Source organism: Haloarchaeobius caseinilyticus (assembly GCF_051207395.1).
Lineage (GTDB): Archaea > Halobacteriota > Halobacteria > Halobacteriales > Natrialbaceae > Haloarchaeobius.
In genome coordinates this window covers 1-24,390 of record NZ_JBPJZC010000003.1, presented here as the reverse complement: position 1 = coordinate 24,390, position 24,390 = coordinate 1, and the positions used below count along the sequence as shown (strand labels likewise).

Below are 24,390 nucleotides of genomic sequence, written 5' to 3'. Positions count from 1 at the left end.
CGTGAACCCACAGACTCCGGCGGGGTCTGCTGGCATGCAGAGTGTTTTTCACTCGGCCTCTCCGACGACTATCCGTGTCCACGTTGCTCACCTCGGCCCTGACCGGGGTCGTGTTCGGGTTCGCACTCGCGTCACCACCCGGTCCGATGAACGCCATCATCGCCGAGGAGAGCGTCGTGCGTGGCTGGAGCGCGGGCGTCCGTGCCGGGCTCGGTGCGTTCACCGCCGACGCCGTCTTCTTCGTCCTCGCGGCACTCGGTCTCGTGACGTTCGTCGAGGACGCCACGCTGCTCAAGGCGGCGATGGTCGCCGTCGGTGGCGCGTTGATGCTGTACTTCGCCGCGGGGGCACTGGCCGACGCGCGTGCCGGTGAATCGTTCGTCGACGCCGACGGCGAGAGCGAGAAGGGATTCCAGAAAGCGTTCGTCCTCGCGCTCACGAATCCGTATCAGATCGTCTTCTGGCTCACCGTCGGTGTCCACATGCTCGACGACCAGACCATCGACGTGTTCAGTCACGTCCCCTACGTCGGCACCGACCTCGCGGGCGTCCTGCTCGTCGAATCCGGGAGCCCGGCGCTCATCGTCGGGTTTTTCTGTGGAATTTTGGTCTGGGTCACGGGATTTCCCGCGACGCTCGTCTCGGTCGGCAACCGCGTCGACCGATTCGCCCCAGCAGTCGCTGCGGCGAGTGCGGTCGTCCTCGCCGGCTTCGGCGTCTTCTTCCTCGTCGATGCAGGGGCGACGCTCGGCGTGTGGTGAACGCTGAAGACGTGTGGTCGCGCCTCGATTCAGATGTCGAGGTCGCGGCCGTCGTGCTCCATCTCGGAGACTTCCTCTTCGAGCCACTCACGGAACCACTTGACGCGCTTGAGCCGCTGGTGAGCGATGCTCTCTGCGGCGTCGGATTCGATACGGTTCGCGGCGTCCTTGCCGCGTTCGAGGACGCGGTCGACCATCTCGGAGGCGTCCATGTGCGTGCGGGCTTCGTAGCCCATGCGTAGCAGCATGAGTGCCGTCCCGTTCGCGCCGACTTTGTCGAGGATGTCGGCTTCGATGAGACAGCGTGTCTCCAGTGGGAGGTTGGCGAGGTCACCCTGATACGAGTGGTCCTCGATGGCGCGACAGACCTCGTCGATGAACGACACCGGGAACTGTCCCTGTGCTTCGAGGTACTGGCGGGCGACACGAGCACCCTCTTCGGCGTGCACTTCTTGGTCGGCGTCGAGCTTGGCGATGTCGTGGAACAACGCGGCCACTCGCGTCACGTCTACGTCTGCACCCTCACGGCGGGCGATGGTCACGGCGAGGTCGACGACGTTCAGGATGTGGTTGTACCGGTACTCGGCGGAGTGCCACGGGTACCAGCGCATCCGGCCACCCTCGTCTTCGTTCTCCACGCTCGCGACGAGATAATCATACACGAAATCCGTCATCGCTGCAAACTCTTCGTCTGTCACGCGAGACTCCTTGATTTCTACACCCACAGAGGCTCACCTCGCGCTTGGCGGTCCTTAGTCATTCTTAGCCGTACAAACGTCTGTTCGACTCTTAGGCGTTACGACACCGTGAATTAAGACCCTGAGTCGCCTTCCGGTGAACGTGACTACCCCACGTTATCTTGAAGATTCGACAGTTAGGCGGTTCGAGGCGACGGTCGAGCGGGTCGTGGACGACCGCGTCGTCCTCGACGAGACACACTTCTATCCGGCCGGTGGTGGCCAGCCAGCAGACACCGGAACGCTGACCGTCGACGGCGAGTCGATGCAGGTCACCGACGTGCAGAAGAAAGACACTATCTATCACACAGTAGATGGGACTCCTCCCGAAGCGGGCACTACAGTAACCGGCACCCTGGACTGGGACCGCCGCCACGCCCACATGCGCTATCACACCGCCCAGCACCTCCTCTCCGCACTCTTGCTCGGCGAGTTCGATGCCGAGACGACGGGGAACCAGGTGTACGCCGACCGTGCTCGGCTCGACTGTGCGTACGACCGGTTCGACACTGACGACCTCGCGACCATCGAAGACCGACTGAACGACCTCGTCACGGACGCGTTGCCGGTCCAGTGGTACGACATGGACCGGGCGGTCGCCGAGGAGCGACTCGACACCGAACGAACGCGAATCGACCTGCTGCCCGACTCCATCACCGAGTTACGCATCGTCGAAATCGGCGACGAAGCCGACCCGTTCGACCGCACTGCCTGTGCGGGCACACACGTCGAGAACACGCGAGCAATCGGCGACGTGACGGTCACGGGTCGTGAGACCCGCGGCAGTGGCGAAGAGCGAATCTACTTCGAACTCGAGGCGTGAGTGAGCGTGAACGTCAGACAGGTCCTGCCGCCGGACGCCATCCCGAGCGTCGACGACCCTTCGTTCGAACCGCTCACCGAGTACGACGGCGAGGACAGCGACGAAGTCGTGCTCGTCGACGGCGAGACGCCGCGTGCCTACCCGATTCGCTACCTCCACTACCACGAGATAGTCAACAGTGACCGAGACGGCGACCCCATCGCCGTGACGTGGTGCCCACTCTGTGGCAGCGCAGTCGTCTACGACCGGGTAGTCGACGGACAGGTACTCGACTTCGGCGTCTCTGGGAAACTGGCCAACGACGACCTCGTGATGTACGACCGCCAGACCGAATCCGACTGGAAGCAGAGTACCGGGACCTGCATCGCAGGTGAGTTCGACGGCACCGCCCTCGCGGTCCTCCCTGCAGCGATGACGACCGTCGCACAGGCTCGGGCAGTACGCGACGACGCCGAGGTCGAAATTCTCGTTCGCCCCGGTGGCGTGTCCGAGGCTGGCCAGAAAGGCGGCGCCGCTGCCGAGATTACGTACGATTCCGACCCCTACGACCACTACTTCGATATGGACGGCTTCGGCCTCGGCGCACATCGCGGCACTGGCAGCCGCGAGTGGGAGCGCGAGGACGACATCGCAGCGAAAACGGTCGTCCTCGGTGTGGAAGCGACCGACACGTGCGGTGACGGCGTGGCACTCGGCTTTCCCCTCCTGCGGGTCGAGGCAGCCGGTGGCGTCGTCCAGACGACAGTCGGCACGAAGTCGGTCGTCGTCTTCGCCACCGACGACGGTATCCACGCGTTCGCAGACCCCAGTGTCGGCTTCGAACCCACAGACGACGGTCGGTTCGCAGGCGACGGGACGACCTGGAACGGCGCGACCGGTCGAAGCGACGACGGCCGCGAACTGACCAGACTCGCTGCTCGCCGGTTGTTCGCTTTCGCGTGGCAGGACGACCACGGGCCCGATAGTTTCTACCAGAGAACCGAGTAAAACTGAGGCGCTGCGAGTTCGGACTTCACTGCGCTCGCGACGTCGAAGTCGACCCGTTCCGACTCCCCGACGCTACCGTCGTCGGCCGCCAGCGCGAACTACCGGAGAAAACTGAGACAGATATTCGTCGCGGAACGGCCCTACTCGTCGTCCTTCATGTGCTGCAACTGGTCGATGAGTTCGTCGTTGGACATCTCGGGGTCGAACTCGACTTTCCCATCGTGGTCGTGCTCGTGGACCGAAACGCCGTCTTCCTCGTCGATGTCGTTGTCCTGATTCTGCTGCTCAGACTCGTCGTAGGTGCCGAATCCCATAGGATTGCAAACTTGTGTACGCGAGATTGAAAAAGGTCCTGTTCTGCCGGGAAGAGTGGATACATCGTTCGTGAAGGTTAGCCAAGCACGTCGCTACAGGAGCGATTATGACAAATTATGTGTGATAGTCCCGGGCGGATTCGAACCGCCGTCATAGGCTCGCTTCGGCGGTGGAAGGTACCAGTCGCCTCCAAAGGCCCATATGATTGGCCACTACACCACGGGACTTCGTCTACCGGTTAGAAATCCCCGTACAATAAGATTGCTTTTTATCTCACGGATGTGGTGCGGTCACGTCTCCCGATTCTACCCGGCGATGCCGTGGACTTTGGTGTGGTGTTGACGCATTCCGCGCTCGGTCTGGAGCACTCGGTCACAAGTCGGGCAACGCATATTTTCGCTGCGCCTCGACTGGATAAATCACTTCGCCACGCGGGGTGAAAGTGGTCCGAGTTGTGAGAGGGAGGTACTGTGTGTGAACCCCAACAGTCACAATGGCTGAAACGTCGTCTAACAAGCGTCTGACGGAGTTTGAAGTACGGCCACGGTGAATAGGTGAACGAGATGTCTACCAGCCCCTTGGGGCACCGCCACCGGAAGCGGGCGGCCGAGTTCACAGCGCTTTACGGGCCAGTGAACAAGCTGCTGCTGTTGGTCGGTGTCTTCCTCCTGAAAACGAGCGTGCAGTTCGCGTTCTTCTCGGATTCCCTGCTGAGTGCGGTCGCGTACTACGTGATTACGGTCGGCCTGCCGATTGTGGCGTTCATCGCCCTGCAGCGGGCGAACCCGGCGCGACGTGGGTCGATGCGCGGTCGAAACGACGGGCCGCTCGACAGTCTTTTCGACTCTCTCGGGCTCTCGGTGCCGTCGTTCGACGTGTCACTGCCGTCGCTGCCATCGCTGGGCAGTCGGCGTCGAAGCCGTAAGCGGGGCAGTCGGCGGTCGTCGCTTGGCGGGTCGCAGTCGCTCGGGTCGCGGATTCGGAACCGAGTCGGCGACGTGTTGTCGGCGCTGCCGTTGCCTGGTGACGATATGGACCGACTCTGAACGCAGGTCGGTCGCGTTCTGAACGAGATTCTCAGTCGCAGAGACTCAGACTCCCGGTATATCTGTTCTGTCGTCGTATATCGAGTATGAACACTGTTTCGCGGACTCTCGTGAGTGTCGTCGTTAGCGTCGTCGTGTTCCTCGCGGTCGGTGTCGGCGTGACTGCTGGCGTCGAGCCGTGGGTCGAATTTTCGGTGTTCGTCGGGGTCCCGGTCGGTGTCGCCGCTGGCGTGGCAGCACTGTTCGCGGTCTGGGTCGAACTGTGGCGTCGTGCGGTGCAGTCAGCAGGAACGGACGCAGCAGTCGTGGCGCGCTGGCGTGGGTCGTCACTCGCCGCGCTCGTCGGTGTCGCGGTCGCGACTGCCCTCGGGGTCTTCGCGTTCTTCGTCGTCGACTCGACGCTCGGAATCGGTTTGCTCGTCTTCGGTGTGCCGGTCACACTGCTCCTCGCGGCGGTCGGCGGCTACGTGCTAGCTGGCCGTCGTAGTGGGAGCACTCCGAAAAAGGGGTCGTTCTCGGGGTAGCAGCGGCAACTCAGTCCGCGGTCTCTTCGACGCTCAGTTCGAGGTGTTTGCACTTGTCGGCCTCGGCGTCGAAGCAGTCGGGGCAGTCGCCGCGGCGGTCGATGATGGTGTCGAGTCGCTCGGCGACGGTGTCGTCGATGACCGCTTCGAGTGCGTGGGCTTCCTCGCGGAAGTTCTCGACTTCGAGGACGTTGGCGAGGAAGCGTTCGATGATGCAGTAGTTCTGGAGTGCGTCCTCGGCGCGGACGATGCCTTCGTCGGTGAGGGTCGCGCCCTTGTACTTCTCGTGTTCGACGAAGCCACGGTCTTCGAGTTTTCCGACCATCTCGTTGACGCTGGCGGGGGAGACGCTGAGGGCGTCCGCCAGTGTGCCGGTCGCGGCCGGGCCGTCTTGCATCCGCTGTACGAGGTAGATCGCCTTGAGATACTGGTCTTGTGTGTTCATCGGTTCGCTCGCCTCATTCGCGTGCCTCCATCACTGCGGTCACTTCCTCGACGCCGTCCGCTTCCTCTTCGCGGATGGTTCGAAGGGTAGTGAGAACTTGTTCTCGGTCGACGCTGAAGTCCGTCTCGCTTGCCTCGATGGCGTCGATGAGGTCGTCGTAGAACTTGTACGCCGTCTCCTCGTTGCAGAGTTGATCGTAGAGGAGGCCGTCGAAGTCTTCGGGCTTCGTCTGTGCGTACTTCGCCTCCACGAGGGCATTTATCTCTTCGTAGGGGACGGTCTCGGCGTCGAGTTCTTGGATAAGCGCTTCGAGACGGTCGCGGTGGTCGGCGGACTCTTCGGCGGCGTGTTCGAGCAGCTCGCGGACGTCAGCGTCCACGGCCGGGTCCTCGTCGCCGAAGGAGTCCAGGTGATGGTAGGCGCGGGATTCGACGACCTCCTCCAGCACCGCGCCTATCTGTAAGAGGCGCGCGAGCTGGTGGTCGGTCGAGACGCGCTGGCCCAGGCTCATACCACCAACGTATGGACACACGGACTTAACGCTCCCTATCGTCAGTTCGGGTGACGAGAGCAGCATCGGGTCGTGGCACACTGGCGATTGGACCGTGTGTGGAGGAATGACCGCCAGTGCTCACTCGCGCCGGTGTTCAGCTGTCGCCGCCGCCGACCGGGACTAGAACTGTCACCGTCGACACGCCTCGATTCGTCGTCACGGTCAGGTCCACAGCCACCGCCAGTACCGTCGTCTCGCTTGCTCGGTCCTGTACGACGACACCCCGCGTGGCGACACAGGAGCCGAAGCGTCGGTTCGGTCCAGATGGGCACTCGGTGTCGGCCCACGCTCGTGCTGCGGACTGATTGACTGCGACTTGGTAGGCGACACCGGCGGTGACCTGCGAGGCTTCGAGTGTCTCGAACCGTGGTTCGAGGTCGGCCCGAACCATCGAGACCACTCGTTCACGCGCCGCCCACGATGGCCCGGTCGCGTTGCGACCGGCCTCGTGAACGACACGTTCCAGCACGCGCACCCCGTCGCCGACCGGCCGTTGCGGGCCGTCTGTCGCCGCGAGGTCGGGATGTGCTCCGAGTTGCAGGTACGCGAGTGCGAGTGGAATCAGTGCGACGACGAGCACGCCTGCCGCGGCGAGGACGAGTTGGCCGCGCTGAGTCCCGTCCCGAATCATACGTACCACACTCGGACCGTTACGTCGCCGTTGGCAGTCGGTACCGTCGCGACGCCTACCGAAACGCCGGCCGGGGCGGGGTAGCCGACCGCGCCGTGCGGCGTCTCGATACGGTACAGCAGGTTGTCGGGGAGGATACGGCCGACGCGGCGTTCTAGTGAGGCCTTCTCACGGTCGAACGAGACCGAAGACGAGACGACTTCCGCGAGTCGCGTCGCACCGCCGTGTCTCGGTGGTTCGCCGGCGAGGACGGTCGCCGTGTCACTCGCGTAGGTGTCGAGTTGTGCTTCGGTCGTGTCGCCGTCGGCGACGGGGAGTGCGAACAGCGTGACGACGCCGAGGACGAGGAGCACACCGATACCGGCTTCGACAGCTGGGAGCGAGAGCTGTCCCCGGTCGGACCGAACATCGCGCCGTAACGCCGGGTTGAACTCACGCATCGACCGTCACCACCAGCGTCCCTTTCGTCGTCTGTGTCGGGTAGTAGGTGAGTTCGACACTGCCGGTCGGTGGATTCCCGGTCGTCTCGAACGACAGCGTCGTGGTCTCGAATCGGGAGACCGTGACCGTCGTGTTCCCGTCGAGACCAGCAGGATCGCGCAAGACGATACGGCCGTTCGCCCGGACAGTCGTGACGTTCGTCCCCGGTGGCGCGTCGACAGTGATGGCGACGCGGTCGGTCCGGCGCGGAAGCGTGACCGAGTCGGTCGAGTCCAGTGGCGGGGTCAACGCCACAGTCCGCTCTCGCTCGACGAGGACGATGCGACGGACCGTCGACCCGTAGTCGGGAGCGCCGGTCTCGACGAGTGTCCGGTCGTCTATTCTGACTCGAACGTCAACGTTGGCGTCGGCAGCGACCGGGAAGTCGGCTTCGAACGTGGCAGTGTCGAGCGAATCGAGTGCGTCGGCATCGAGGACGTTCCCTCGGCGGGTCACTGGACCATCAGCAGCGACCAGTCGGTTCGAGAGCGAGACCGCGAGACGCCGTTCGCCGGGCTCGCGGTCTGCACCGGCCAGTGCGCCGTCGGCGACGGCGAGCGCCACGCCGAGAACCGAGGTGAGTGCGAGGAGCGCGATGCCGAGCGCGACGAGGTTCGCCTGTCCACGGACGTCGGTCGTCATCGGCTGACGCCTCCTGTCGCGAGAGATGCTCCGTCGCCAGCCGAGGCATCGACTGCTCCGGTGACGGCCTCCGGGTCGCCGCCGGCTGCCGAGTCTTCGCTGGCTTCCGAGCCGTCATCTCCGGCCAACCTAACGACGACGCCGTCCGTCGTCCGTTCGACCACGACGACAGCCTGTTCGTTGCTAGCCCACTCACCTTCGACTCGGACCACGTGTGCCGGCAACGCGAGCACCGCGTCACTCGTGACGTGTTTGTCTGGATGGTCGAGGACGAGCCGACGGCCGTCGACACGAATCCGATACGGCTCGCCGCGGAGCGTCCGCGGCAGGTCGACCGCGTGTCGAACGGCGACACGGGTCGCGTTCGGTGGCACCGCCGCCTCGACCTGCTGAGTCGTCGCTGCGAGCGTTCGGTCGGCTAGCTCGTCTCCCGCGTCGCCCCGATAGTCCGGAACGACACCGCCGTACATCGTCGTGGTGAGCATGCCGAGGTAGAGGAGGACGACACTCGCTTCGAGCACCTTCCCGACGACCGGTGAGAGGCCGCGTTCCTCTCGGTCGTTTCGGTCGTCGCTGACACCGCGGCCGACGCGGCCACCGCGAGCGATATGGCCACCGCGGCAGATGTGGTCCGGCCTCACGACGAACCACCACTCGCCTGTCCGTCGGCCAGTCGCGGACTGTCAGCGTCGTCCGAGCCTACGGGCTCGTTCAGGCCGAGGCGGAGCGCGTGGACGACCAGATACGCCGGTCGCTGGCCGTCGAAACTCGCGATGGTGCTCTCGACGCCATCGCCGTCGATATCACGGCTCGTCACCGTCGCCCCGAGGCTCTCGAAGTACTCGCGCCACGCAGCCGGCGTGGTGGTTTCGACGGCCAACCGGTAGTGGTCGCGGGGGAGTTCGGTCCGCTCGTGGGAGACGTTCGTGTACAGCGTGACTGGTTGCCCGCCGATGCTCACGCTGGCGGTCTCGGTGCCGACCGTGGCGACGCCCGCCACGAGGACGGAATCACCCGACGCAGCGACGACGGGCGGCGCTTCGACCATCCGAGCGGCGTGCCCATCGCCGCGAACGATACCCCCCGCGAGGAAGGTGACTCGTTCGCTGCCGGATTCGTAGACCAGCGCGTTCGCCTCGACCGTCTGGACCGTTCCCGAGTCGTTCAGCAATCGGACTGTGCGGGAGACGGTTCCGAGTCGGCCGTCGGTCGCGTGGAGTCGTCCGACGTGTGTCCCGGTGACTTCGACCGGCCTGAGCGCCGCGTCGAGGTCGTCCGTGACCCGGTTCGCGTCGGCGGTGGCGGCACCGCTGTCGACAGCGACACCGATGCTGGCCGTGAGCGTCCCGAGTGCGAGGACGGTGATACCGAGCAAGAGCGCGACGCCGATGACGTGCGACTGCGCCCGCATTCCGCGAGCACTGGTGGAGTTCGACGCGGCAATCATACCATTCCCACCCCATTGAAGACGACGTGTGCGACGAGCACGAGCGCGCCGGAGTGAAAGAGCGCGTCGTACCAGTCGCGGTTCGCCACGCCCGCGAACCAGCCACAGGCGAGCATCGTCGCCTGCGTAACGACGAAGAAGCGAAAGTGCTCACGCTCGACCCGAATCGCGTCGGCGTCGAGGGCGAAACTCGTCCCCGGCGCTGACACGGCCGAGAGTTGCGCGAAGCTATCGAGGACGTAGGTGTTTACCGCGACCATGATGCCGACGATGAGCAAGGCGACCGTCCAGCCGACGGCGACGTAGACGAGCATCGCGTTCCGGAGCGATTTCTTCTCGTGGTACAGTCGTCCGACCTCGGTCTGTAGCGTGTCGAACACCGTCTCCACGTCGCTCCCGGCGTCGAGCGCGCCAGTGACCAGGCCCATCGTCTGCTCGGCCAGCGGCGTGCCGACGCGACGGACGAACCGGGCGAGTGCGGCCGCCCGGAGGTCACCCTCACGTGTCGTTAGGTTCGCGTTGAACGCGAGGTCCGCCACGTCGGCGTCGAGTTCGCCGAGGTCCACGTCGTTGGCGACGAGTTCGACTGCTTCGGCGAAGGGGCGACCGAGCGCGACGTGGCCCGAGACGGCGTGGACGAAGTCCTTGATTTCTCTGTCCTTCGCGTCGTCGATGCGCGCCCGGCGTAGCGCGACCGTCCCGACCGGGAGCGCGTACGCCACGTAGGCGAGGAGACACGCCGACAGCGGGTGCGCACCGGCGACGAACGTCACCAGTCCGAACAGCGATGCAGGCGCTGGCAGCACGACGGCTGTACTGGCCGGGTTCGTTGTCACCGTCGCCAACGTGGCGACGATGCCGTGCGGTCTACGGTACGACGGCACGCCCGTGGGCGGGCGAAGCTGTTCGACGAGGGTCGCGGCACACCAGCCGACGACGAGGACGAACGCCGCAGAGCCGTAGACGATACCGAGTCGCGGTGTCACCGGTCCGAACGGCGTCGGTGTCGGGCGGTTCAGTCCCGGCGTCAGGACGCTCATCACTGTGAGGACGATGACGAGCAGCGCCGGCAGGACGAGCAGGACGACGAACAGCTCTGCCAGCAGTTCGAGGAATCCCTCGGCGCGGTCCTGGTCCCGGGTCTGCCGGTGGCCGAGCATCCGTGCTTCCATCCGGAGGTAGCTGGTGAGTTCCTCGGTCCCCTGGTCGGCGTGTTCGCGGTACTTTAGCAGGAACGGCGCGAGTAGGTCGCGAGAGGGCGTGTCGCGGGCCACGATTCGCAGTCCAGTGTCGAGGCTGCCAGTCAGTTCCGCCTTGTTCAGCACTGTCCGTGCTTCGACGGCGGTTTCGCCGTATGCCTCGCGGTTTTCTGCGACCTTCCTGAGCATCGCCCGGTGGTCGTCGCTCCCGCTGGAGAGGGCGCGCAGGTAGCGCACCGCGCTCGGAAGGGTCCGCTCGATGTCTGTCCGGCGAGCCGACGCCACCCAGCCGAGGTAGCGGCCGCCGAGCAGTCGCGTCGTGAGTTTGACCGCCAGACCGACGACGACACCGCCACAGAGCGCGAGGACTGTCGGTGGGAGCCGCGGGACGGCACCGGGTGCCAGCAACGGCAACCCGGACAGGAGGAAGTCGGCGAGCGTCGTCGCGGTTCGGCCGACGAGCAACGTTGTAAGCACGGCCCCAGTGAGAAACCCCACGAGTGCCGCGACCCACGACAGCGCGTACAACCGCGAGATGTAGCAGTCGAACGGAATCTCGATGGCTGTCGCTCGGTAGTTGTCGCGGGCCACGTCGTGGCGGCGGCGGTCGGCGTGGCGCGAGAACAGCGCGTAGCAGAGGCGGTCCACGAACGCGATGCGGCCGGTGGTCGGTCTCGCAGTGGCGGCGGTCGACCCCGCAGTGGTGGCCGTCGATGCCGACGAGCCCTCGACCTCGCTCGCGTCCGAACGGTGTCGAAAACTCACGCCTTCCTCCGGCCGCGAATTCGTTCGACCGTGGCCGTCTCGTCGGTCCGCAGGTCACAGAGGAACCCGAAGAGGGCGTCGAAGTCGGTGTACTCCTCCTGTACGAGGTACTCGACGTAGCGGTGCTTGCGGTGGAACTCCTGTTCGACAGCCTCGACCGGTCGGTCCGTGCGGGCCGCGAGCGCCTCGAAGAAGTACATGTCGCAGTGGCTGGTCGTCACGTCGTGCAGGTCGGGGTGGGCGTAGCCGAACTCGAACGACCCGTCGACGGTCCTTGTGAACACCCGATTCCAGTAGACTTCGGTTCCGGTCTTCTCGACGACGCCGCACTCGCCAGTACAGGTCTCGAACTCTTCCTTCGTGACGAACTCGATAGCTTCGCCGACGTAGCGCTGCCCGCCGACGTGTTTCGGGAACACGACGAGGTCGAGTTCGCGGAGCAGGTAGGGTGGGAGTCCTTGCTCCACGACCCGGTTGACCAACTTCTCGATACTCTGGGCGTGTGTCGTCCCGAGCAGGCCGTGGCCGGTGTTGAGCGCCTCGGCGAACGTCGAGAACGACGCCGGTGTGTTGATTTCGGCAATGACTTCCACGTCCGGATTCAGGTAGTTCGCCTCGGTCATCAGGTCGGCCATCGTGACCGCCTTGAACTCGTTCTCGTGGTCGCGCGTCGTGAGCGAGACGCCGGTTTCGTGCGGCAGACGCACCTCACGTGACCCTTCGTCGATGCTGATTGGCCGGTCGTCGTAGGGAACGAACGGAATGTGCGCGTTCATCAGCGTCGTCTTCCCGGCACCGGTCGGGCCGGAGAAGAGGACGACGCCGTGGTGTTCATACGCCATCCAGAGCAGGGTGACGAGGTCAACCGTGAGCGACCCGCTCTCGACGAGGTCGATTGGCGTGAGTGCGTCGGGTGCCTGCTTCCGAATCGAGATGTGCGGGCCGTCCTCGGAGATGACCGGTAGTGCGACCGCACACCGGATGGTCACGTCGTCGTCGACTTCCTCGGGTCGCAAATTCACCTTCGCCGACGGGTTCGACGCGTTCAGTTCCACGCCATCGGCCGCGGCGAGTTGCGTGACCACGTTGATGAATGCCGATTCCGAGTCGAACACGAGATTGGTCGGCACCCGGCCGTCGTGGCCGAGCGCGGTCCGCGGGACGACCTTCACGCGCTCGCCGACGCGGTTCGCCTCCACGTCTTCGAGGTTCGGGTCCCGAATCGGGACCGTGAGTTGGCCCTGTCCCACGTAATCCCGAACGACGTAGTAGACGAGGTCTTCTAGTCGCCCTTCGTCGTACCGGCCGTCGACCGGCGGGACGCCGAGACCAGCGTCGGCGAATGCCTCGCGCACTCGGTGCGCACTCGTCTCGGCCCATGCACTCGCGTTGGCCGCGGTGAGCTGTCGCGACAGAAATCGCTCGGCACGGTCGCGAATGAAACTAGTTCTGTCGTCGACGACGCTCGCGACGTTCGTCTCCCAAATGCGCTCTTTGCACTCGTCGATGAGCGCCTCGTCGCCGGGCATCAGGCCGGGTTCGAGGACGGCGTACTTCGTGGCGAACGCGTCGGAGCCGATGAGGTTCTCGCGGTAGAGGACGACGGGCACGTCGAACTCGCGGAACGGGACCTCGTAGCGGGCGAGTCGTTCGCTAGCGAATCGGTCGAGGAAAGCCACGTCGTTCGCTAGGTCAGTCGTCGCCGGTGCGTAGTTTCGCGTGTGCACCGCCAGCGCCTCGCCGCTCGGGTCGGCGACCTCGATGTGGTCGTCCATCGCGAGTGGCGTCAACTCGCCGAGACAGCCCACGTCACGGACGGCGTGATAGCGGACTCGTCGTCTCGCTGCGGCGCTCCCGTCGAGCAACCGGTCCAGTGCGCGTTCGTACTTCGGCGCGAGGCCGTCGTGCATCCGGGCGACGGTTCCCTCTCTGGTCCGCGGGCGGCGGAGGTTCGCGGCGGCGAAGTGGTTCGTGATTCGGTCGAGGAGTTCCGTGTCGGACTCGGTGAGCGAGGGCTCCCGTACCGAATAGTGGAAGCCGTCGTCCGTCTCCCGAATGGTAGCGACGGTGTCGCTGCCGACCGAGTGCTGTGCCCGGACATCGGGTGCGTACCACGCGTCCGGGTCACCCGGCGGAATCGGTGGTGGCACGGTCCCACCGTCGTCGTGCTGCGACGCCGCACTCCCGTGGTCGTCGGGGAGTGAGAGCGTCGACTCGTCGGTCATGGAACAAAATTACCACGATATAATATTTAAATTCTTAGATTCTAATATTTTATTTTGTGTCTTGATGTGCGGTTGGAGGTGATGTGGCGGAATAAAGAGTCGAGGGTTCCTCACGAGAGAATTGTCCCGGGGAGCGATAGACTAATGCGAATAAGTTGAGACTCAACCGTATGTCTGGAGGACGTGGGTCTGAGCCCTACGCCTTTTCTGTCGTCGCTATCGAACACGGCAACTATGTGGCCGATGGGCGACGTGGAAAGGAATTTGTGTGTTACGATTCGGAAGAAGACGACTTCAGCCATGGTGATTCAATCGGCGTTGCGAGTTTTTCAGTGGATTTGCTGCCACCGGAAGCGATTCATCCACAGTCACGACTATCGCTGACGTTTGAACTCTCGAACACTCTTCCGTCTCGCTCCGAGTTCCGTGGAAACCGAGAGTCATTCAGCGTGTTCGAAGGAGAGTTAGAGACTGAGTTCCGCTGGGTAAATCTTCACGACCGTAGATCCGGGGCGTACGTAGGGGAGACACATTACGATGAGGATGGGTATTTGCCGACAACGTTCGGCTGGTTAGAGGAGCACCTATACGTTGCAGTTCACGCCATCTACGATAGAGAATTCAACATGGTACAGCGTCAGCTCCCGACCGATGTAGACAGAACGTCTGGAAACGTCCGGACGCGCTGGAACGTCGGCCGTGCTGGACCCATGTCACGCCCCTCAGTAACGCCAGATACAGTCTATATTGGGACATTGAACGAAATTCTCGCTCTCGACTCGGCCTCTGGTGAGTTTAGGTGGACCACCTCTCTCCGGCAGGCACCGTCTCAGATGGACCCAGTTCGTCCCACAGCCCATAGTGGAACAGTCTATTTATGCGATGCAGAAGGAACGGTGTACGCACTCGACGCTGTGACGGGCGAGAAGCGATGGACTGCATCTATCAGTTCCGGACCGACAGCAGCACCGACCGTCCTTCCGGCTGAGGGAGGAGAAAAAGTGTCACACGACTCCACAGCGACGGTCGTTTTCGTCACAAGAGATCGACGAATCCATGCTCTCGACTCCGAGGAAGGGGAGCAAATCTGGACTGTTGAAATTGACTCCCGACAGATGGACTCTCCCGTAGGTGATGGAAATTGGCTCTATACCTGCCTTGACGACTGGGACCTCTACAGAATTGCGTGTGACTCGGGTCAGCGAGAACTGGTTATGACAGGATGGTTTTCTCCGTATCTCGTGTCTGACCGGGAATCGCTGTACGTAGTGAGTGGTGGCAATCAATTAGTCGCAATCAATTTGACCAGAGGAGAGGAAGTGTGGCGGTTCGTAACCTCGTGTAAAGGGAAGATTCACCGTAATCCAGTCATCGTCGACGAGACTGTAATCGTTGCAAACAACACGGGCTCAGTCCACGGAATCGATGCGACCACAGGAGATGAAATCTGGAAAAAAGAGCGATTCCCCAACACCCTGAACGTTGTTGGAAACACGGTCTATACTACGGCTGGCCACCACGTTTGTGCGCTCGACGCTCACACTGGCACTGTTCAATGGCGATATAGAACTGGCCTCGGCGATCTTACTGCAACAGCGGATGGAGTCTATGCGGTCGGCGAAAATGAGGACGGGACACAGACGCTTTACGCGCTCGAAGAGCCCCACGAATAGTTGTAGTTAGAAGTTCGACGATAGATATGAACCCCAGAATCAGCATCGTCACCCTCGGCGTCGCCGACCTCGCCCGTTCGACCGAGTTCTACCGCGACGGTCTCGGTCTCCCAGCGCGCGACGACGACAACGACGGCATCGCCTTCTTCGAACTCGCGGGGGCATGGCTCGCACTGTATCCATGGGACGCCCTCGCGGAGGACGCCACAGTCTCGCCCGAGGGCAGCGGCTTCCGTGGTGTAACACTGGCGCACAACGTCGCGTCGAAAGACGCGGTCGACGCGGCCCTCGACGAGGCCGCAGCGGCCGGCGGGACAATCGTCAAACCGGCACAGGACGTGTTCTGGGGCGGCTACTCCGGGTACTTTGCGGACCCTGACGACCACCTCTGGGAGGTCGCGTGGAACCCGGGTTTCCCGCTCGACGAGTGACCCATCGAGGGATTCAGAGCGAGAACCGCAGCCCGTCTTCGGCGACGACGACCTGCCCGTCGAACGCCGATTTCGCCTGTTCGGCCATCGCGTCGGTATCTCGGTACGGGAGTAAGTGCGTGAGGACGAGCGTGTCGACGCCAGCCTCGGCCGCGATTTCGCCGGCTTCTCGCGGCGTGCAGTGTGTCTCAGACAGTCCAGCCGCGGCCTCGTCGGACATGGGTTCGGTCAGTCGGTCCCACACGAGACCGTCGTGGTCTGGGTTCGGGTCGACGGTCTCGCGGGCTACACAGGCGTCCTGCACGAGCAAGTCCGCATTAGCAGCGAAGTCGGCGATGCCTGCCTCGGGCGTCGTGTCCGCCGAGAAGACGAACGTCGCGTCGTCAGTCTCGAACCGGTGGGCGTACGTCTCGATGGCGTGGTCGACTTGGCGCATCGTGGCCTGCCAGCCGTCGCCCTCGACCACGAGGACGTCTGTCGTCTGGACCCACTCTACGTCGTCGATGCCCGCTTCGTCGTAGAACTCTCTGCGATACGCGATGTCCTCGTCGTAGCAGTCGTACAGTGCGTCGAGCAGACGTTCCGTGTTCGCCGGGCCGTACACCGTCAGGGCCTCGCGGCCGAGCGACCAGCTGGCGACGACGAAGTGAAACAGGTCAGCGGTGTGGTCGAGGTGGTTGTGGGTGAGAAACAGCGTCTCTACGTCGGCCGGGTGAATCTCGTGTTCGACGCAGCGATGGGTCGTGCCCGGGCCGCAGTCGACCAGTACGGTTTCGTCGTCGAACTCGACCGCGATACTGGTCCCGGCGCGGTCGAGCGTCGGAATCGGGCTGCCGGTCCCGAGGAGGGTTACGTCCATGTCGCTATCTCTCGCAGCGAGTGAGAAAAAGGCGGGTCGAAATTCGTTGTCGCCGGTCGAAACCAGTTCCAACGATTAGGCCATCGGGAACACGGACGAGAGAGCCAGCGTCATCACCAGCCCGGTGACCGAGATGATGGTCGTCACGACGGTCCACGTCTTCAGCGTCTCCGTCTGCGTGAGGCCGCCGATTTCCTTCACGAGCCAGAAGCCGCTGTCGTTGTACCACGAGCAGATGTTCCCGCCTGCGCCGATAGCCATCACGAGGAACGCCGGGTGGACAGCCAGTTCGGGTACCTGCGGGGCCATGATACCTGCTGCGGTGAGCATCGCGGCCGTCGCCGACCCCTGTGCGATACGGACGATAGCGGCGATGAGCCACGCGCTGACGATGAGCGGGATACCGACGCCCGAGAGCGCGTCCGTGATGTAGGCACCGACACCAGAGGCGGCGAGGAGTGCACCGAACGCGCCACCTGCGGCGGTGATTGCGGCGATGTTGCCACCGCTTTTGAGTGCCTCGGTCAGTTCCTCGCTCCACTCGCTCTGTGAGAGGTCGCTGTGCTTGTAGAACACCCACGCAGCGACGAGTGCGGCGAGAGTGAGGGCGACGTTCTTGTCACCGAGGAACGCGGCGTAGGGTTCTGCAGCCACCATCGCCGCTTCGATGGTGTCCCAGAGTGGGATGTCGAAATCCTGCCCGACGAAGGCGTTGATTGCGGTGAGCGCGCCGATGAGGACGACGGCGACGATGATGGGTGCGAGCGACTCGAAGACGCTCGGCAGGTTTCGTGTATCACGTTCTGCGAGTTCGTGCAGTTCCTCGGTCGAGGTCGACATCGCGTCGCGCAGCGGAATGTCGAGCCGACGGTTTATCCAGCGACCGTAGACGATGCCGCCGAAGAACGCAGCAGGGAGTGCGGTCGTGATGCCGATGAGCATCGTGATACCGATGTTGACGCCGATTTCGTCGGCGACTGCCAGCGGACCGGGTGTCGGCGGGACGAAGACGTGTGCCGTCGCAGCACCGGCACCGACGACGACGATGAATAGCGTGTAGTCACGGCCGACGCGGGCACGCATGGAGCGAGCCAGCGGCGCTAGCAGGTAGAACACGCTGTCGAAGAACACCGGAATCGCCAGAATCGAACTACTTCCCCAGAGCGCGTAGTCCGAGTTCTCCTTTCCGAGGAGCGTCTGGAACCCGCGCACGATTCGTTGTGCGGCACCGCTTTCGAGCATCGACTTGCCGATGATCGCAGCCATCAGGATGGGTATCCCGATACCGCCCATCCCGTCACCGAACGCAGTGGCCACCCTGCCCGCGGCCATCGAGGCGGTGAAGTCGGGCACGAAGACGACGTTTATCACACCGACGAAGAACGCGGCCATGATCAGGCCGACGAACGCAGGCAGGTCCCAGCGGACGAGCAGGACGATGACGGCGAGCAATCCGAGGACGAACGTCAATAAAGGACTATGTGCGAATTCGATTGCCATTAGTTCTCGTGGTTGAACGTGTTCACCTTTCAAGTCGGAAAATGGTGTCGATGTGACAACCATATAGTACGGAAATAGTATAGAAAGAAAGTCGCAGATATGACTGCGAAAGCCCGTTTACTAATCAATAATTTACATTATTTATGCAGCGCTTGTGGCAATCAAATGAGTGGAACGAGTCGGTGGATTTGGGCACCGATAGTTGCGCAGGTCGGCTCCGTCGCTCGAATGTTCCGGAGTGACTGGAGAGCGCTGAAAATCAGGACTCCCGTTACGTCTTCGAGAGACCTCTAGGAGACATGGGGACCGAAACCTCACGCGACGAGGGGGTTGGGCGGAAACCGACGACGGGCGTCACTCGCCGGTCGCTGTTACAGGCCGCGAGTGTCGGTGTCTTCTGTGTCCCAGGAACGAGTAGTTCATCGGGCGTACCGAACGTGTGGAGTCGGCCCGGAAGTCGAGCGGTTGCGGGCGAGCCTGTCACCCAAATTCCCGCAGGGTCGGGGTCGCTCCACCTCAGCCGTGGTGGGACCTACAAGCTTGCAGGCGACGTGTTCGGACCCATTCTCATCACCGGACAGGGCGTCGTCCTCGACGGCGACGGCCACTCCATCACCAGCGGCTACGACGTCGCGGGCATCACACTCGTCGGAGCGACCGACGCCGGGATACGGAACGTGACGGTCGTGCCCCGTGACTCCGGCATCGTCGGCCACCGAGTCGGTGCCGTCTCGCTGACGGACGTGACTGTGTACGGCGGAGCAGATGGAGTGCGGTTCGACGACGAGATTATCGCCAGCACCGTCCCCGTGGACCCAGACCGCCAGGCTGGCACGGACGCGACGAGCCAGACCGCGGAGACACCGACGACCGTCCAAGCGAGTACCGTCGTCGTCGTCAACGCGGCCGGTCACGGGTTCTCACTCGACTCGACTGCCGGGACGTTCTCCCAGTGTCAGGCGATTCACTGCGGTCGGAACGAAGAGTATCACGGCATCAAGAGCGCGAGCCCGTCGGGGCTGACGCTCGACCAGTGCGTCGTCTCGGGTGCCGGTGGCTACGGATACCTGTTCACGGACGGGACGGGTGAGACGGCCGGAGCGCAGTCGGCCGTGGTGGTCTCGAACTCACTCGCGCGTGACTGTGGTGCCTCCGGCTTCTTCGCGATGCGAGTCGACGACGTTCGGCTCGCGTGCGACTGGTCGACGGGAAACCGTGAGCACGGGTTCGGACTGCTGAACAACGGGCAGGTCACACTCGTTCGGAACAGTGCAGTCGACAATGGCCAGTACGGCCACCTCATGGAGAGTAACACGAGCGCTCGTTACTTCGAGTTGCGCGCCGCTGACAACGGTATCGAAGACCTCGCCGCCAGGGCAGGAGCGACCGAAGTCACGGACGGGAGCGAGGTCGACGCCAGTACGTGCGTGAAACCGAAGGAACTGACGGAGGCGACGCTGCCGCCAGTCACCTCGAAAACGGGAGCAGTGTAGGAGCGTCCTCGTCGCTCAGATGAACCGCTTCGCCTCGAAGTCGCCAGTCAGGCGGTCGTATTCGAGGTCTAACTCGACGGATGTGTTGCGGAAGCGACCACTGTCGGTCCGGAAGTCGACACCGAAGTCGAGGAGTCGCGTGTCGTCGACACCGTCGAAGTCGAACCGCAGGTCGCCTCGCACGTCGAGTTCGGGGCCGTCCGTCTCGAAGGTGAAGAACCCACCGCGGTACTCCACGTCGTCACGGTCGGCCTCGAACTTGAGTGGCAGCCCGCCGACGAACAGTTCGTACTCATCGCCGCCCCACTCGGCCTCGATGAACTCGTCACCCACGTCGAGCGTGAACTCGATCTTGTCCTCCTTGCGTTCGAGGTCTAAGTACTGGACGAAGCTTCCGGGACGGCCGACGATTTCCAGTTCGTAGATGCCTTCGTTCGGGCGCTCACGCGAGCGAGTGAACGGGTCGTCGTACTCCACGTCGTCGCCCTTCGTCTCGAAGTGGGTCCCCGACACCGGGTCGTCGAACTCGATGTCGCCGTTTGGCTTGCGCTCGTAGTCCAGCCGTAACCCACCCCCGTACTGTGGCACGTTCGAACTCGATTGGCCGAGGTCGCCGACGACCCGCGTCCCGACAGTCCCACCGACGAACCCGACGGACAACGCTGCTGCTCCACCACCAACTGCCATCAAATACTGTCGCCGCGATACTCCTGCCATAGCTGTCTCACTCATGGAAATGTTACCTCAGTAGATAGCACATCTCGGAGGGCTGGGTAGTGTCGACACTGGCGCGTACGGGCGTGAACCAGCCGAAAGTACGTTTCGGGGGTGCCCACCGCCGATGAGCCGCCGATGAGCCGCCGGCGCTTACTCGATGGCTGTCACGGTGGCCGTTTCGTCGAGTTCGACCGTTACCGACTCGTCACCAACGAAGGTGATGCGGTACCGGGACGGTTCGCCGTCGATGCGTTCGGTGTCACTCGCCAGCGAGGGGAACTCCCACGGTGGGTGGTCGGCGACGACGATGCCGGCCGAACGGAGCCGTCTCCTGACTGCCTCGTCGACGAGGACCCACACTTCGACTGGCGAACTGTACACTATCCCACACCGTCTACAACCGGCACGGAGCACCGCCCTCCCGGCACTCTCACGGATTTCGTCGGGGAGCGAGACGGTCGTCCACTGGAAGTCGCCGACGCACTCGGGACAGGTGTCGTCTGCGACGGAGGTCAGTTGGTACAGTACCTTCCGTGACGCCTGGCGCAAGACCACGTCGACGCCACGGTCGAGCGCCGATGGTGGGATACCCAGTTCCTGTAACCCGTGGCCATCGTCGCAGGTGAACGCGACACCGCCGGTCGTGCCACGGGCGACGATGGGCGACGCACAAACCGGGCACTCGTAGCCGGTTTCGACGGCGCGAGGTTCCTCCGAGGCCAACACGCCGGACTGGACCGCGCTCGCGACGCTCTGTCCCGCGTGGGTGAGGCAGTACCCTTCTGCCGTCTTGTGGACGTACTGTCCGAGCAGTTTGTCGAGGTGGTACGAGAAGTTGCCCGAATCTTCGAACCCGACTGTTCGCCGCAGGTCCGCGAAGCCGACCGCCGGGTCGGCGGGTGTCTCTCGCTGGTTGGCCGCGAGGACACGCAACACCGACAGCCGTGTCTCGTCGGCCAGTGCCGCGACAGTCGACTCGGCGTCCGTCTCGTCCATATTCGACCATGGACAACGGCGGTGAAAAACGTGACTCGGTCGGTCGACCGCTTGCGGAAATCGGTCCGTCGGCTACCGACGAACGGGTTGCCCTGCCCCGGTCGGCGTGCTACTGTATCGAATTACAGGAACGACTTTTCTCACCCCGAAACCGACGACCACGTATGTCAACGAAACTCGCCGACGTGGGGATAGCACCATGACGGACAGACCCGGTCGGCGGACTCGCCGAACCCTCCTGCGCTCGCTCGGGGTGGCGGCCGCGGTCGGTCTCGCTGGCTGTAACTCGGGCGGTGACGACACGACAGCGTCGTCGACGACCAGTGGCGTGCCCACGACGACCGCCACCGGAACGTCGACTGACACAGCGACGGAGACGACCGACCAGCCTGCTGGAGACGTAACCGAAGCCGCTCGGCAATTCGTCGAGCAGTGGTCCGCCGGCAAGAACGAGGCTGCCGCGGAACAGTTCACGCCACAGGTCGCCGCACAGCTCGACCCGGCTGCACTTGGGCAGTTGTGGGCGAACCTCCAGCAGGAGTCCGGTGCCTTCGTCGGCATCGACGGCCTCGAAGAGTCGACCGTCCAGGAGTACCGGGCGGTCGTCGTCAGACTCCGCTTCGCGCAGGGGCTGCAAGGCCTCCGGCTGGTGTTCGACGACCAGGCCAAAATCGCGGGTCTCCAGTTCGTCTCCGTCGCGGACACGGAGTGGACGCCACCCGAGTACGTCGATATGGACGCGATTTCGACGACCACAGTCGAGGTCGACGGCCCCGGTGACTGCGTGCTCCCCGGTGAGGTGACGGTCCCGAAGAGCGCGCTGGAAACCGACGGGGACGGCCCACCGAGTCTCGTCCTCCTCGGCGGCTCCGGCCCGACCGACCGGGACGGCACCGTCGGCCCGAACAAACCGTATCGAGACCTCGCGTACGGGCTGGCGACCGACGGCTCGGCGTCGCTCCGGTACGACAAGCGGACGGCAGTCTGTCAGGTCGACCCCGCGACGCTGACCATCGACGACGAGTACACGGACGATGCGGTCGCCGCCATCGACCGACTTCGAACCGCACCCGGCACTGACGACGGGCAAACGGTCGTGGTCGGGCACAGTCTCGGCGCGAAACTCGCCCCGCGAGTCGCGACCCGCGCCGAGGGCGTCGCTGGTGTCGTGCTGCTCGCGCCGCCGGGGCGACCGCTCCACGACCTCGTCCTCGAACAGACCCGCTACATCGCCGAACTCGATGGGTCGGTCAGCGACGAGGAGCAGGCGCAACTGGACGCCGTCGAAGCCGCCGTGGAACGCGTCGAAGCCCTCGACATCGGTGACGGCGAGACGGTCCTCGGCGGCGGCCGAGCCTACTGGGAGAGTCTGCGCGAGTACGACGCCTTCGCCACCGCTCGCGACCTGTCCGTGCCGATATTCGTCGCCCGCGGGAGTCGTGACTATCAGGTCACGGAGACCGACATGCAGCAGTGGCAAGACGAACTTGCCGGACAGTCGGACGTGACCTTCCGGACCTACGACGGCCTGAATCACCTGTTCGTGTCCGGCGAGGGACAGCCGTCGCCCACCGAGTACGCAGAACCCGGTCACGTCGCCCCCGAAGTCGTCGCGGACCTCGCAACGTGGCTCGACGCTCGGTGGAGTGCCTGAGTACCGGGTAGTGGACACGGTCATTGAGCCTGGTTCGACTTAGGGCGCTCCAGTGCCTCTCTAGAGCTGTGTTCGTCGAGTTCCTCACCGAGGCCAGTGGCACGACCGAACTGACGGTCGCCGGCCTGGTCTTCGCGTCCCTGCTCGCGGTGGTTCACGTGTTCGCCGGGGCTGTCCCGTTCGGGACGGACCGGTCGCGCCAGCGATGGCTTTCGGCAGCAGGCGGTGCATCCGTCGCCTACGTGTTCGTCCTCCTGTTCCCCGAAGTCTCGGAGATCGTCTTGGAAGTCGCCGACCGCGGATTCTTCCTCGAGAAGTTCGTCACCCTCTTCGCCCTCCTCGGCTTCGTCGTCTTCTACGGCGTCGAAGTGTTCGTCGCGCAGGAGCGCCGCGAGGAACCCGAAGAGTCACCCCTCGTCTTCTACGGCCACGTCGCGACGTTCGGCGCGTACAACGTCCTCATCGGCTATCTGCTCGTCTATCAGGAGCGGCCTGGACTCGCGAACCTGACCCTGTACGCACTCGCGATGGCGTTTCACTTCTTGGTGAACGACGCTAGCCTCCGCCGGCATCACGGCGACCTGTACGTCGACTTCGGTCGCTGGGTCCTCGCTGGCGCGGTTCTCGCAGGCGCGCTGATCGCACTGGTGCTAAAGGTGAACGAACTACTCGTCGCGGTCCTGTTCGCGTTCCTCGCCGGGAGTATCGTGTTCAACGTCGTCAAAGACGAGGTGCCGAGTGTCGAGGAGAGTAAGTTCTTCGCGTTCAGCGTGGGAGCGGCAGCGTACGCAATCGTGCTGGTCCTCCTGTGACGACAGCCCGGCGTCGGTGACTGGGTAGTTCCCGCCGAACTGCCCCGTTGCGAACCGCGCGGTGAGCTATCACTAAAGCCGACAAATCACCTCTGTTCGGGCGGAGAGATTCGATGACCGATTCGACCAGACGGCGGTTCCTCGGGTCGATTGGCACGGCAGCGGCAGGCGTCGTCTCCTTGGCTGGCGGCCTCGCCGTCGCCACCGAGCCGACGCTGTTGTTCGGTCGTAATCGTGTCGACTCGGTGGTCGCCGATGCGCAACTGAAGCGTCCAGAACGAGGCGACTACCTCAGCTACGAGGTCGAGCCCGGCGGGGACATTTCGCTCGAATTCGGGCGGCACAAATTCTCGACCGGTTCGAACTCCGTGTCGATGGACGACGGCGTGCTGAGCTTCGACGTCGACGTCGGCGAGGTTCCGGCGGCCGGAGACACCTTCGACCTGGAGACGACTGTCCGCGGCATCACCTACGAACTCGCCTGGGGGTTCGAAGACGAGTTCGAGTTCACGGCGACGTTCCCTGAGGAGGAAGAAGAGGACGAAGAGGACGAAGAGGAAGAAGAGGACGAAGAGGACGAAGAGGAAGAAGAGGACGAAGAGGACGAAGAGGAAGAAGAGGACGAAGAGGACGAAGAGGAAGAAGAGGACGAAGAGGACGAAGAGGAAGAAGAGG

26 protein-coding genes and 1 tRNA gene are annotated in these 24,390 nt (G+C 63.8%); 11 read left to right on the top strand and 16 right to left on the bottom strand.

Annotated elements, in window-relative coordinates; all coding sequences use genetic code 11:
* The first annotated feature begins 74 nt into the window (after window positions 1-74).
* Window positions 75-761 (top strand): LysE family translocator, encoded by a 687-nt coding sequence (locus tag ACSC1P_RS12725; protein WP_435360563.1) that lies wholly within the window; start codon window positions 75-77, stop codon window positions 759-761.
* A gap of 29 nt (window positions 762-790) precedes the next feature.
* On the opposite strand, the gene ACSC1P_RS12720 is transcribed toward ACSC1P_RS12725, so the two are convergent.
* Entirely contained in the window at window positions 791-1,486 is a 696-nt protein-coding gene (locus tag ACSC1P_RS12720) for an HD domain-containing protein (protein WP_435360562.1), read from the bottom strand.
* 115 nt (window positions 1,487-1,601) lie between these two features.
* Between ACSC1P_RS12720 and ACSC1P_RS12715 the strand changes: the two genes are divergently transcribed.
* Together ACSC1P_RS12715 and ACSC1P_RS12710 are read left to right on the top strand one after the other, a co-directional pair.
* Window positions 1,602-2,321, top strand: coding sequence for an alanyl-tRNA editing protein (locus ACSC1P_RS12715; RefSeq protein ID WP_435360561.1), 720 nt, complete (start codon window positions 1,602-1,604; stop codon window positions 2,319-2,321).
* Between the two features lie 6 nt (window positions 2,322-2,327).
* Window positions 2,328-3,308: a DUF3179 domain-containing protein gene (locus ACSC1P_RS12710; protein WP_435360560.1), complete on the top strand. Its 981-nt coding sequence runs from the start codon at window positions 2,328-2,330 to the stop codon at window positions 3,306-3,308.
* Window positions 3,309-3,448: 140 nt separating this feature from the next.
* Here ACSC1P_RS12710 and ACSC1P_RS12705 read toward each other — a convergent pair whose 3' ends face one another.
* Window positions 3,449-3,622 carry a DUF5786 family protein gene (locus ACSC1P_RS12705; protein WP_435360559.1) on the bottom strand — a complete coding sequence of 58 codons (174 nt, stop codon included), beginning with the start codon at window positions 3,620-3,622 and terminating at the stop codon, window positions 3,449-3,451.
* Between the two features lie 125 nt (window positions 3,623-3,747).
* Window positions 3,748-3,850 (bottom strand) — tRNA-Gln (locus ACSC1P_RS12700).
* A 336-nt stretch (window positions 3,851-4,186) separates the two neighbouring features.
* On the opposite strand from ACSC1P_RS12700, the gene ACSC1P_RS12695 reads away from it, so the two are divergent.
* A complete protein-coding gene (locus ACSC1P_RS12695; protein WP_435360558.1) occupies window positions 4,187-4,669 on the top strand; it encodes a hypothetical protein in 483 nt (160 codons plus the stop codon).
* 86 nt (window positions 4,670-4,755) lie between these two features.
* Window positions 4,756-5,193: a DUF8147 domain-containing protein gene (locus ACSC1P_RS12690; protein ID WP_435360557.1), complete on the top strand. Its 438-nt coding sequence runs from the start codon at window positions 4,756-4,758 to the stop codon at window positions 5,191-5,193.
* A gap of 10 nt (window positions 5,194-5,203) precedes the next feature.
* Here the strand turns inward: ACSC1P_RS12690 and ACSC1P_RS12685 are convergent, their stop codons facing one another.
* From ACSC1P_RS12685 to ACSC1P_RS12645, 9 genes are all read right to left on the bottom strand, one after another.
* A complete protein-coding gene (locus tag ACSC1P_RS12685) occupies window positions 5,204-5,638 on the bottom strand; it encodes a metal-dependent transcriptional regulator (RefSeq protein WP_435360556.1) in 435 nt (144 codons plus the stop codon).
* Window positions 5,639-5,651: 13 nt separating this feature from the next.
* Window positions 5,652-6,149, bottom strand: a complete 498-nt coding sequence (locus ACSC1P_RS12680; RefSeq protein ID WP_435360555.1) for a ferritin-like domain-containing protein — start codon at window positions 6,147-6,149, stop codon at window positions 5,652-5,654.
* Between the two features lie 136 nt (window positions 6,150-6,285).
* Complete coding sequence (locus ACSC1P_RS12675) at window positions 6,286-6,822, bottom strand: DUF7261 family protein (RefSeq protein ID WP_435360554.1); 537 nt, start codon at window positions 6,820-6,822, stop codon at window positions 6,286-6,288.
* Window positions 6,819-7,262 carry a DUF7262 family protein gene (locus ACSC1P_RS12670; RefSeq protein WP_435360553.1) on the bottom strand — a complete coding sequence of 148 codons (444 nt, stop codon included), beginning with the start codon at window positions 7,260-7,262 and terminating at the stop codon, window positions 6,819-6,821. Before ACSC1P_RS12670 ends, ACSC1P_RS12675 begins: the two co-directional genes overlap by 4 nt.
* The gene (locus ACSC1P_RS12665; RefSeq protein WP_435360552.1) at window positions 7,255-7,944 is read right to left on the bottom strand and encodes a DUF7263 family protein; all 690 of its coding nucleotides are present in this window, start codon (window positions 7,942-7,944) and stop codon (window positions 7,255-7,257) included. Before ACSC1P_RS12665 ends, ACSC1P_RS12670 begins: the two co-directional genes overlap by 8 nt.
* Window positions 7,941-8,585, bottom strand: coding sequence for a DUF7266 family protein (locus ACSC1P_RS12660; RefSeq protein ID WP_435360551.1), 645 nt, complete (start codon window positions 8,583-8,585; stop codon window positions 7,941-7,943). The genes ACSC1P_RS12665 and ACSC1P_RS12660 overlap by 4 nt, the downstream gene beginning before the upstream one ends.
* Window positions 8,582-9,391 carry a DUF7289 family protein gene (locus tag ACSC1P_RS12655; protein WP_435360550.1) on the bottom strand — a complete coding sequence of 270 codons (810 nt, stop codon included), beginning with the start codon at window positions 9,389-9,391 and terminating at the stop codon, window positions 8,582-8,584. The genes ACSC1P_RS12660 and ACSC1P_RS12655 overlap by 4 nt, the downstream gene beginning before the upstream one ends.
* Window positions 9,388-11,247: a type II secretion system F family protein gene (locus ACSC1P_RS12650; RefSeq protein WP_435361503.1), complete on the bottom strand. Its 1,860-nt coding sequence runs from the start codon at window positions 11,245-11,247 to the stop codon at window positions 9,388-9,390. Before ACSC1P_RS12650 ends, ACSC1P_RS12655 begins: the two co-directional genes overlap by 4 nt.
* A 104-nt stretch (window positions 11,248-11,351) precedes the next feature.
* Window positions 11,352-13,580, bottom strand: coding sequence for a type II/IV secretion system ATPase subunit (locus ACSC1P_RS12645; RefSeq protein WP_435360549.1), 2,229 nt, complete (start codon window positions 13,578-13,580; stop codon window positions 11,352-11,354).
* Between the two features lie 170 nt (window positions 13,581-13,750).
* Between ACSC1P_RS12645 and ACSC1P_RS12640 the strand changes: the two genes are divergently transcribed.
* A complete protein-coding gene (locus tag ACSC1P_RS12640) occupies window positions 13,751-15,253 on the top strand; it encodes an outer membrane protein assembly factor BamB family protein (protein ID WP_435360548.1) in 1,503 nt (500 codons plus the stop codon).
* A gap of 26 nt (window positions 15,254-15,279) precedes the next feature.
* Window positions 15,280-15,684, top strand: coding sequence for a VOC family protein (locus ACSC1P_RS12635; RefSeq protein ID WP_435360547.1), 405 nt, complete (start codon window positions 15,280-15,282; stop codon window positions 15,682-15,684).
* Between the two features lie 13 nt (window positions 15,685-15,697).
* Here ACSC1P_RS12635 and ACSC1P_RS12630 read toward each other — a convergent pair whose 3' ends face one another.
* Together ACSC1P_RS12630 and ACSC1P_RS12625 are read right to left on the bottom strand one after the other, a co-directional pair.
* Window positions 15,698-16,543, bottom strand: a complete 846-nt coding sequence (locus tag ACSC1P_RS12630; RefSeq protein ID WP_435360546.1) for an MBL fold metallo-hydrolase — start codon at window positions 16,541-16,543, stop codon at window positions 15,698-15,700.
* Between the two features lie 75 nt (window positions 16,544-16,618).
* Window positions 16,619-18,043 (bottom strand): GntP family permease, encoded by a 1,425-nt coding sequence (locus ACSC1P_RS12625; protein ID WP_435360545.1) that lies wholly within the window; start codon window positions 18,041-18,043, stop codon window positions 16,619-16,621.
* Window positions 18,044-18,342: 299 nt separating this feature from the next.
* Here ACSC1P_RS12625 and ACSC1P_RS12620 point away from each other — a divergent pair, with 299 nt between their 5' ends.
* Window positions 18,343-19,536, top strand: coding sequence for a right-handed parallel beta-helix repeat-containing protein (locus ACSC1P_RS12620; RefSeq protein ID WP_435360544.1), 1,194 nt, complete (start codon window positions 18,343-18,345; stop codon window positions 19,534-19,536).
* 15 nt (window positions 19,537-19,551) lie between these two features.
* On the opposite strand, the gene ACSC1P_RS12615 is transcribed toward ACSC1P_RS12620, so the two are convergent.
* Together ACSC1P_RS12615 and ACSC1P_RS12610 are read right to left on the bottom strand one after the other, a co-directional pair.
* Window positions 19,552-20,223, bottom strand: a complete 672-nt coding sequence (locus ACSC1P_RS12615; RefSeq protein ID WP_435360543.1) for a hypothetical protein — start codon at window positions 20,221-20,223, stop codon at window positions 19,552-19,554.
* A gap of 180 nt (window positions 20,224-20,403) precedes the next feature.
* Complete coding sequence (locus ACSC1P_RS12610) at window positions 20,404-21,249, bottom strand: DUF7351 domain-containing protein (protein WP_435360542.1); 846 nt, start codon at window positions 21,247-21,249, stop codon at window positions 20,404-20,406.
* A 199-nt stretch (window positions 21,250-21,448) separates the two neighbouring features.
* On the opposite strand from ACSC1P_RS12610, the gene ACSC1P_RS12605 reads away from it, so the two are divergent.
* The 3 genes from ACSC1P_RS12605 to ACSC1P_RS12595 form a co-directional block, all read left to right on the top strand.
* Entirely contained in the window at window positions 21,449-22,903 is a 1,455-nt protein-coding gene (locus ACSC1P_RS12605; protein WP_435360541.1) for an alpha/beta fold hydrolase, read from the top strand.
* 68 nt (window positions 22,904-22,971) lie between these two features.
* Complete coding sequence (locus ACSC1P_RS12600) at window positions 22,972-23,715, top strand: hypothetical protein (RefSeq protein WP_435360540.1); 744 nt, start codon at window positions 22,972-22,974, stop codon at window positions 23,713-23,715.
* A 113-nt stretch (window positions 23,716-23,828) separates the two neighbouring features.
* Window positions 23,829-24,390 (top strand): hypothetical protein (locus tag ACSC1P_RS12595; protein WP_435360539.1); only part of this gene is annotated, 562 nt, incomplete at its 3' end.

Excerpts from the sequence above, each read along its gene's own strand:
- ACSC1P_RS12705 (WP_435360559.1), bottom strand. The coding sequence starts at position 3,622 with ATGGGATTCGGCACCTACGACGAGTCTGAGCAGCAGAATCAGGACAAC.
- ACSC1P_RS12695 (WP_435360558.1), top strand. The coding sequence starts at position 4,187 with ATGTCTACCAGCCCCTTGGGGCACCGCCACCGGAAGCGGGCGGCCGAG.
- ACSC1P_RS12690 (WP_435360557.1), top strand. The coding sequence starts at position 4,756 with ATGAACACTGTTTCGCGGACTCTCGTGAGTGTCGTCGTTAGCGTCGTC.
- ACSC1P_RS12685 (WP_435360556.1), bottom strand. The coding sequence starts at position 5,638 with ATGAACACACAAGACCAGTATCTCAAGGCGATCTACCTCGTACAGCGG.
- ACSC1P_RS12680 (WP_435360555.1), bottom strand. The coding sequence starts at position 6,149 with ATGAGCCTGGGCCAGCGCGTCTCGACCGACCACCAGCTCGCGCGCCTC.
- ACSC1P_RS12675 (WP_435360554.1), bottom strand. The coding sequence starts at position 6,822 with ATGATTCGGGACGGGACTCAGCGCGGCCAACTCGTCCTCGCCGCGGCA.
- ACSC1P_RS12670 (WP_435360553.1), bottom strand. The coding sequence starts at position 7,262 with ATGCGTGAGTTCAACCCGGCGTTACGGCGCGATGTTCGGTCCGACCGG.
- ACSC1P_RS12665 (WP_435360552.1), bottom strand. The coding sequence starts at position 7,944 with ATGACGACCGACGTCCGTGGACAGGCGAACCTCGTCGCGCTCGGCATC.
- ACSC1P_RS12655 (WP_435360550.1), bottom strand. The coding sequence starts at position 9,391 with ATGATTGCCGCGTCGAACTCCACCAGTGCTCGCGGAATGCGGGCGCAG.
- ACSC1P_RS12645 (WP_435360549.1), bottom strand. The coding sequence starts at position 13,580 with ATGACCGACGAGTCGACGCTCTCACTCCCCGACGACCACGGGAGTGCG.
- ACSC1P_RS12640 (WP_435360548.1), top strand. The coding sequence starts at position 13,751 with ATGTCTGGAGGACGTGGGTCTGAGCCCTACGCCTTTTCTGTCGTCGCT.
- ACSC1P_RS12635 (WP_435360547.1), top strand. The coding sequence starts at position 15,280 with ATGAACCCCAGAATCAGCATCGTCACCCTCGGCGTCGCCGACCTCGCC.
- ACSC1P_RS12630 (WP_435360546.1), bottom strand. The coding sequence starts at position 16,543 with ATGGACGTAACCCTCCTCGGGACCGGCAGCCCGATTCCGACGCTCGAC.
- ACSC1P_RS12625 (WP_435360545.1), bottom strand. The coding sequence starts at position 18,043 with ATGGCAATCGAATTCGCACATAGTCCTTTATTGACGTTCGTCCTCGGA.
- ACSC1P_RS12620 (WP_435360544.1), top strand. The coding sequence starts at position 18,343 with ATGGGGACCGAAACCTCACGCGACGAGGGGGTTGGGCGGAAACCGACG.
- ACSC1P_RS12615 (WP_435360543.1), bottom strand. The coding sequence starts at position 20,223 with ATGGCAGTTGGTGGTGGAGCAGCAGCGTTGTCCGTCGGGTTCGTCGGT.
- ACSC1P_RS12610 (WP_435360542.1), bottom strand. The coding sequence starts at position 21,249 with ATGGACGAGACGGACGCCGAGTCGACTGTCGCGGCACTGGCCGACGAG.
- ACSC1P_RS12605 (WP_435360541.1), top strand. The coding sequence starts at position 21,449 with ATGACGGACAGACCCGGTCGGCGGACTCGCCGAACCCTCCTGCGCTCG.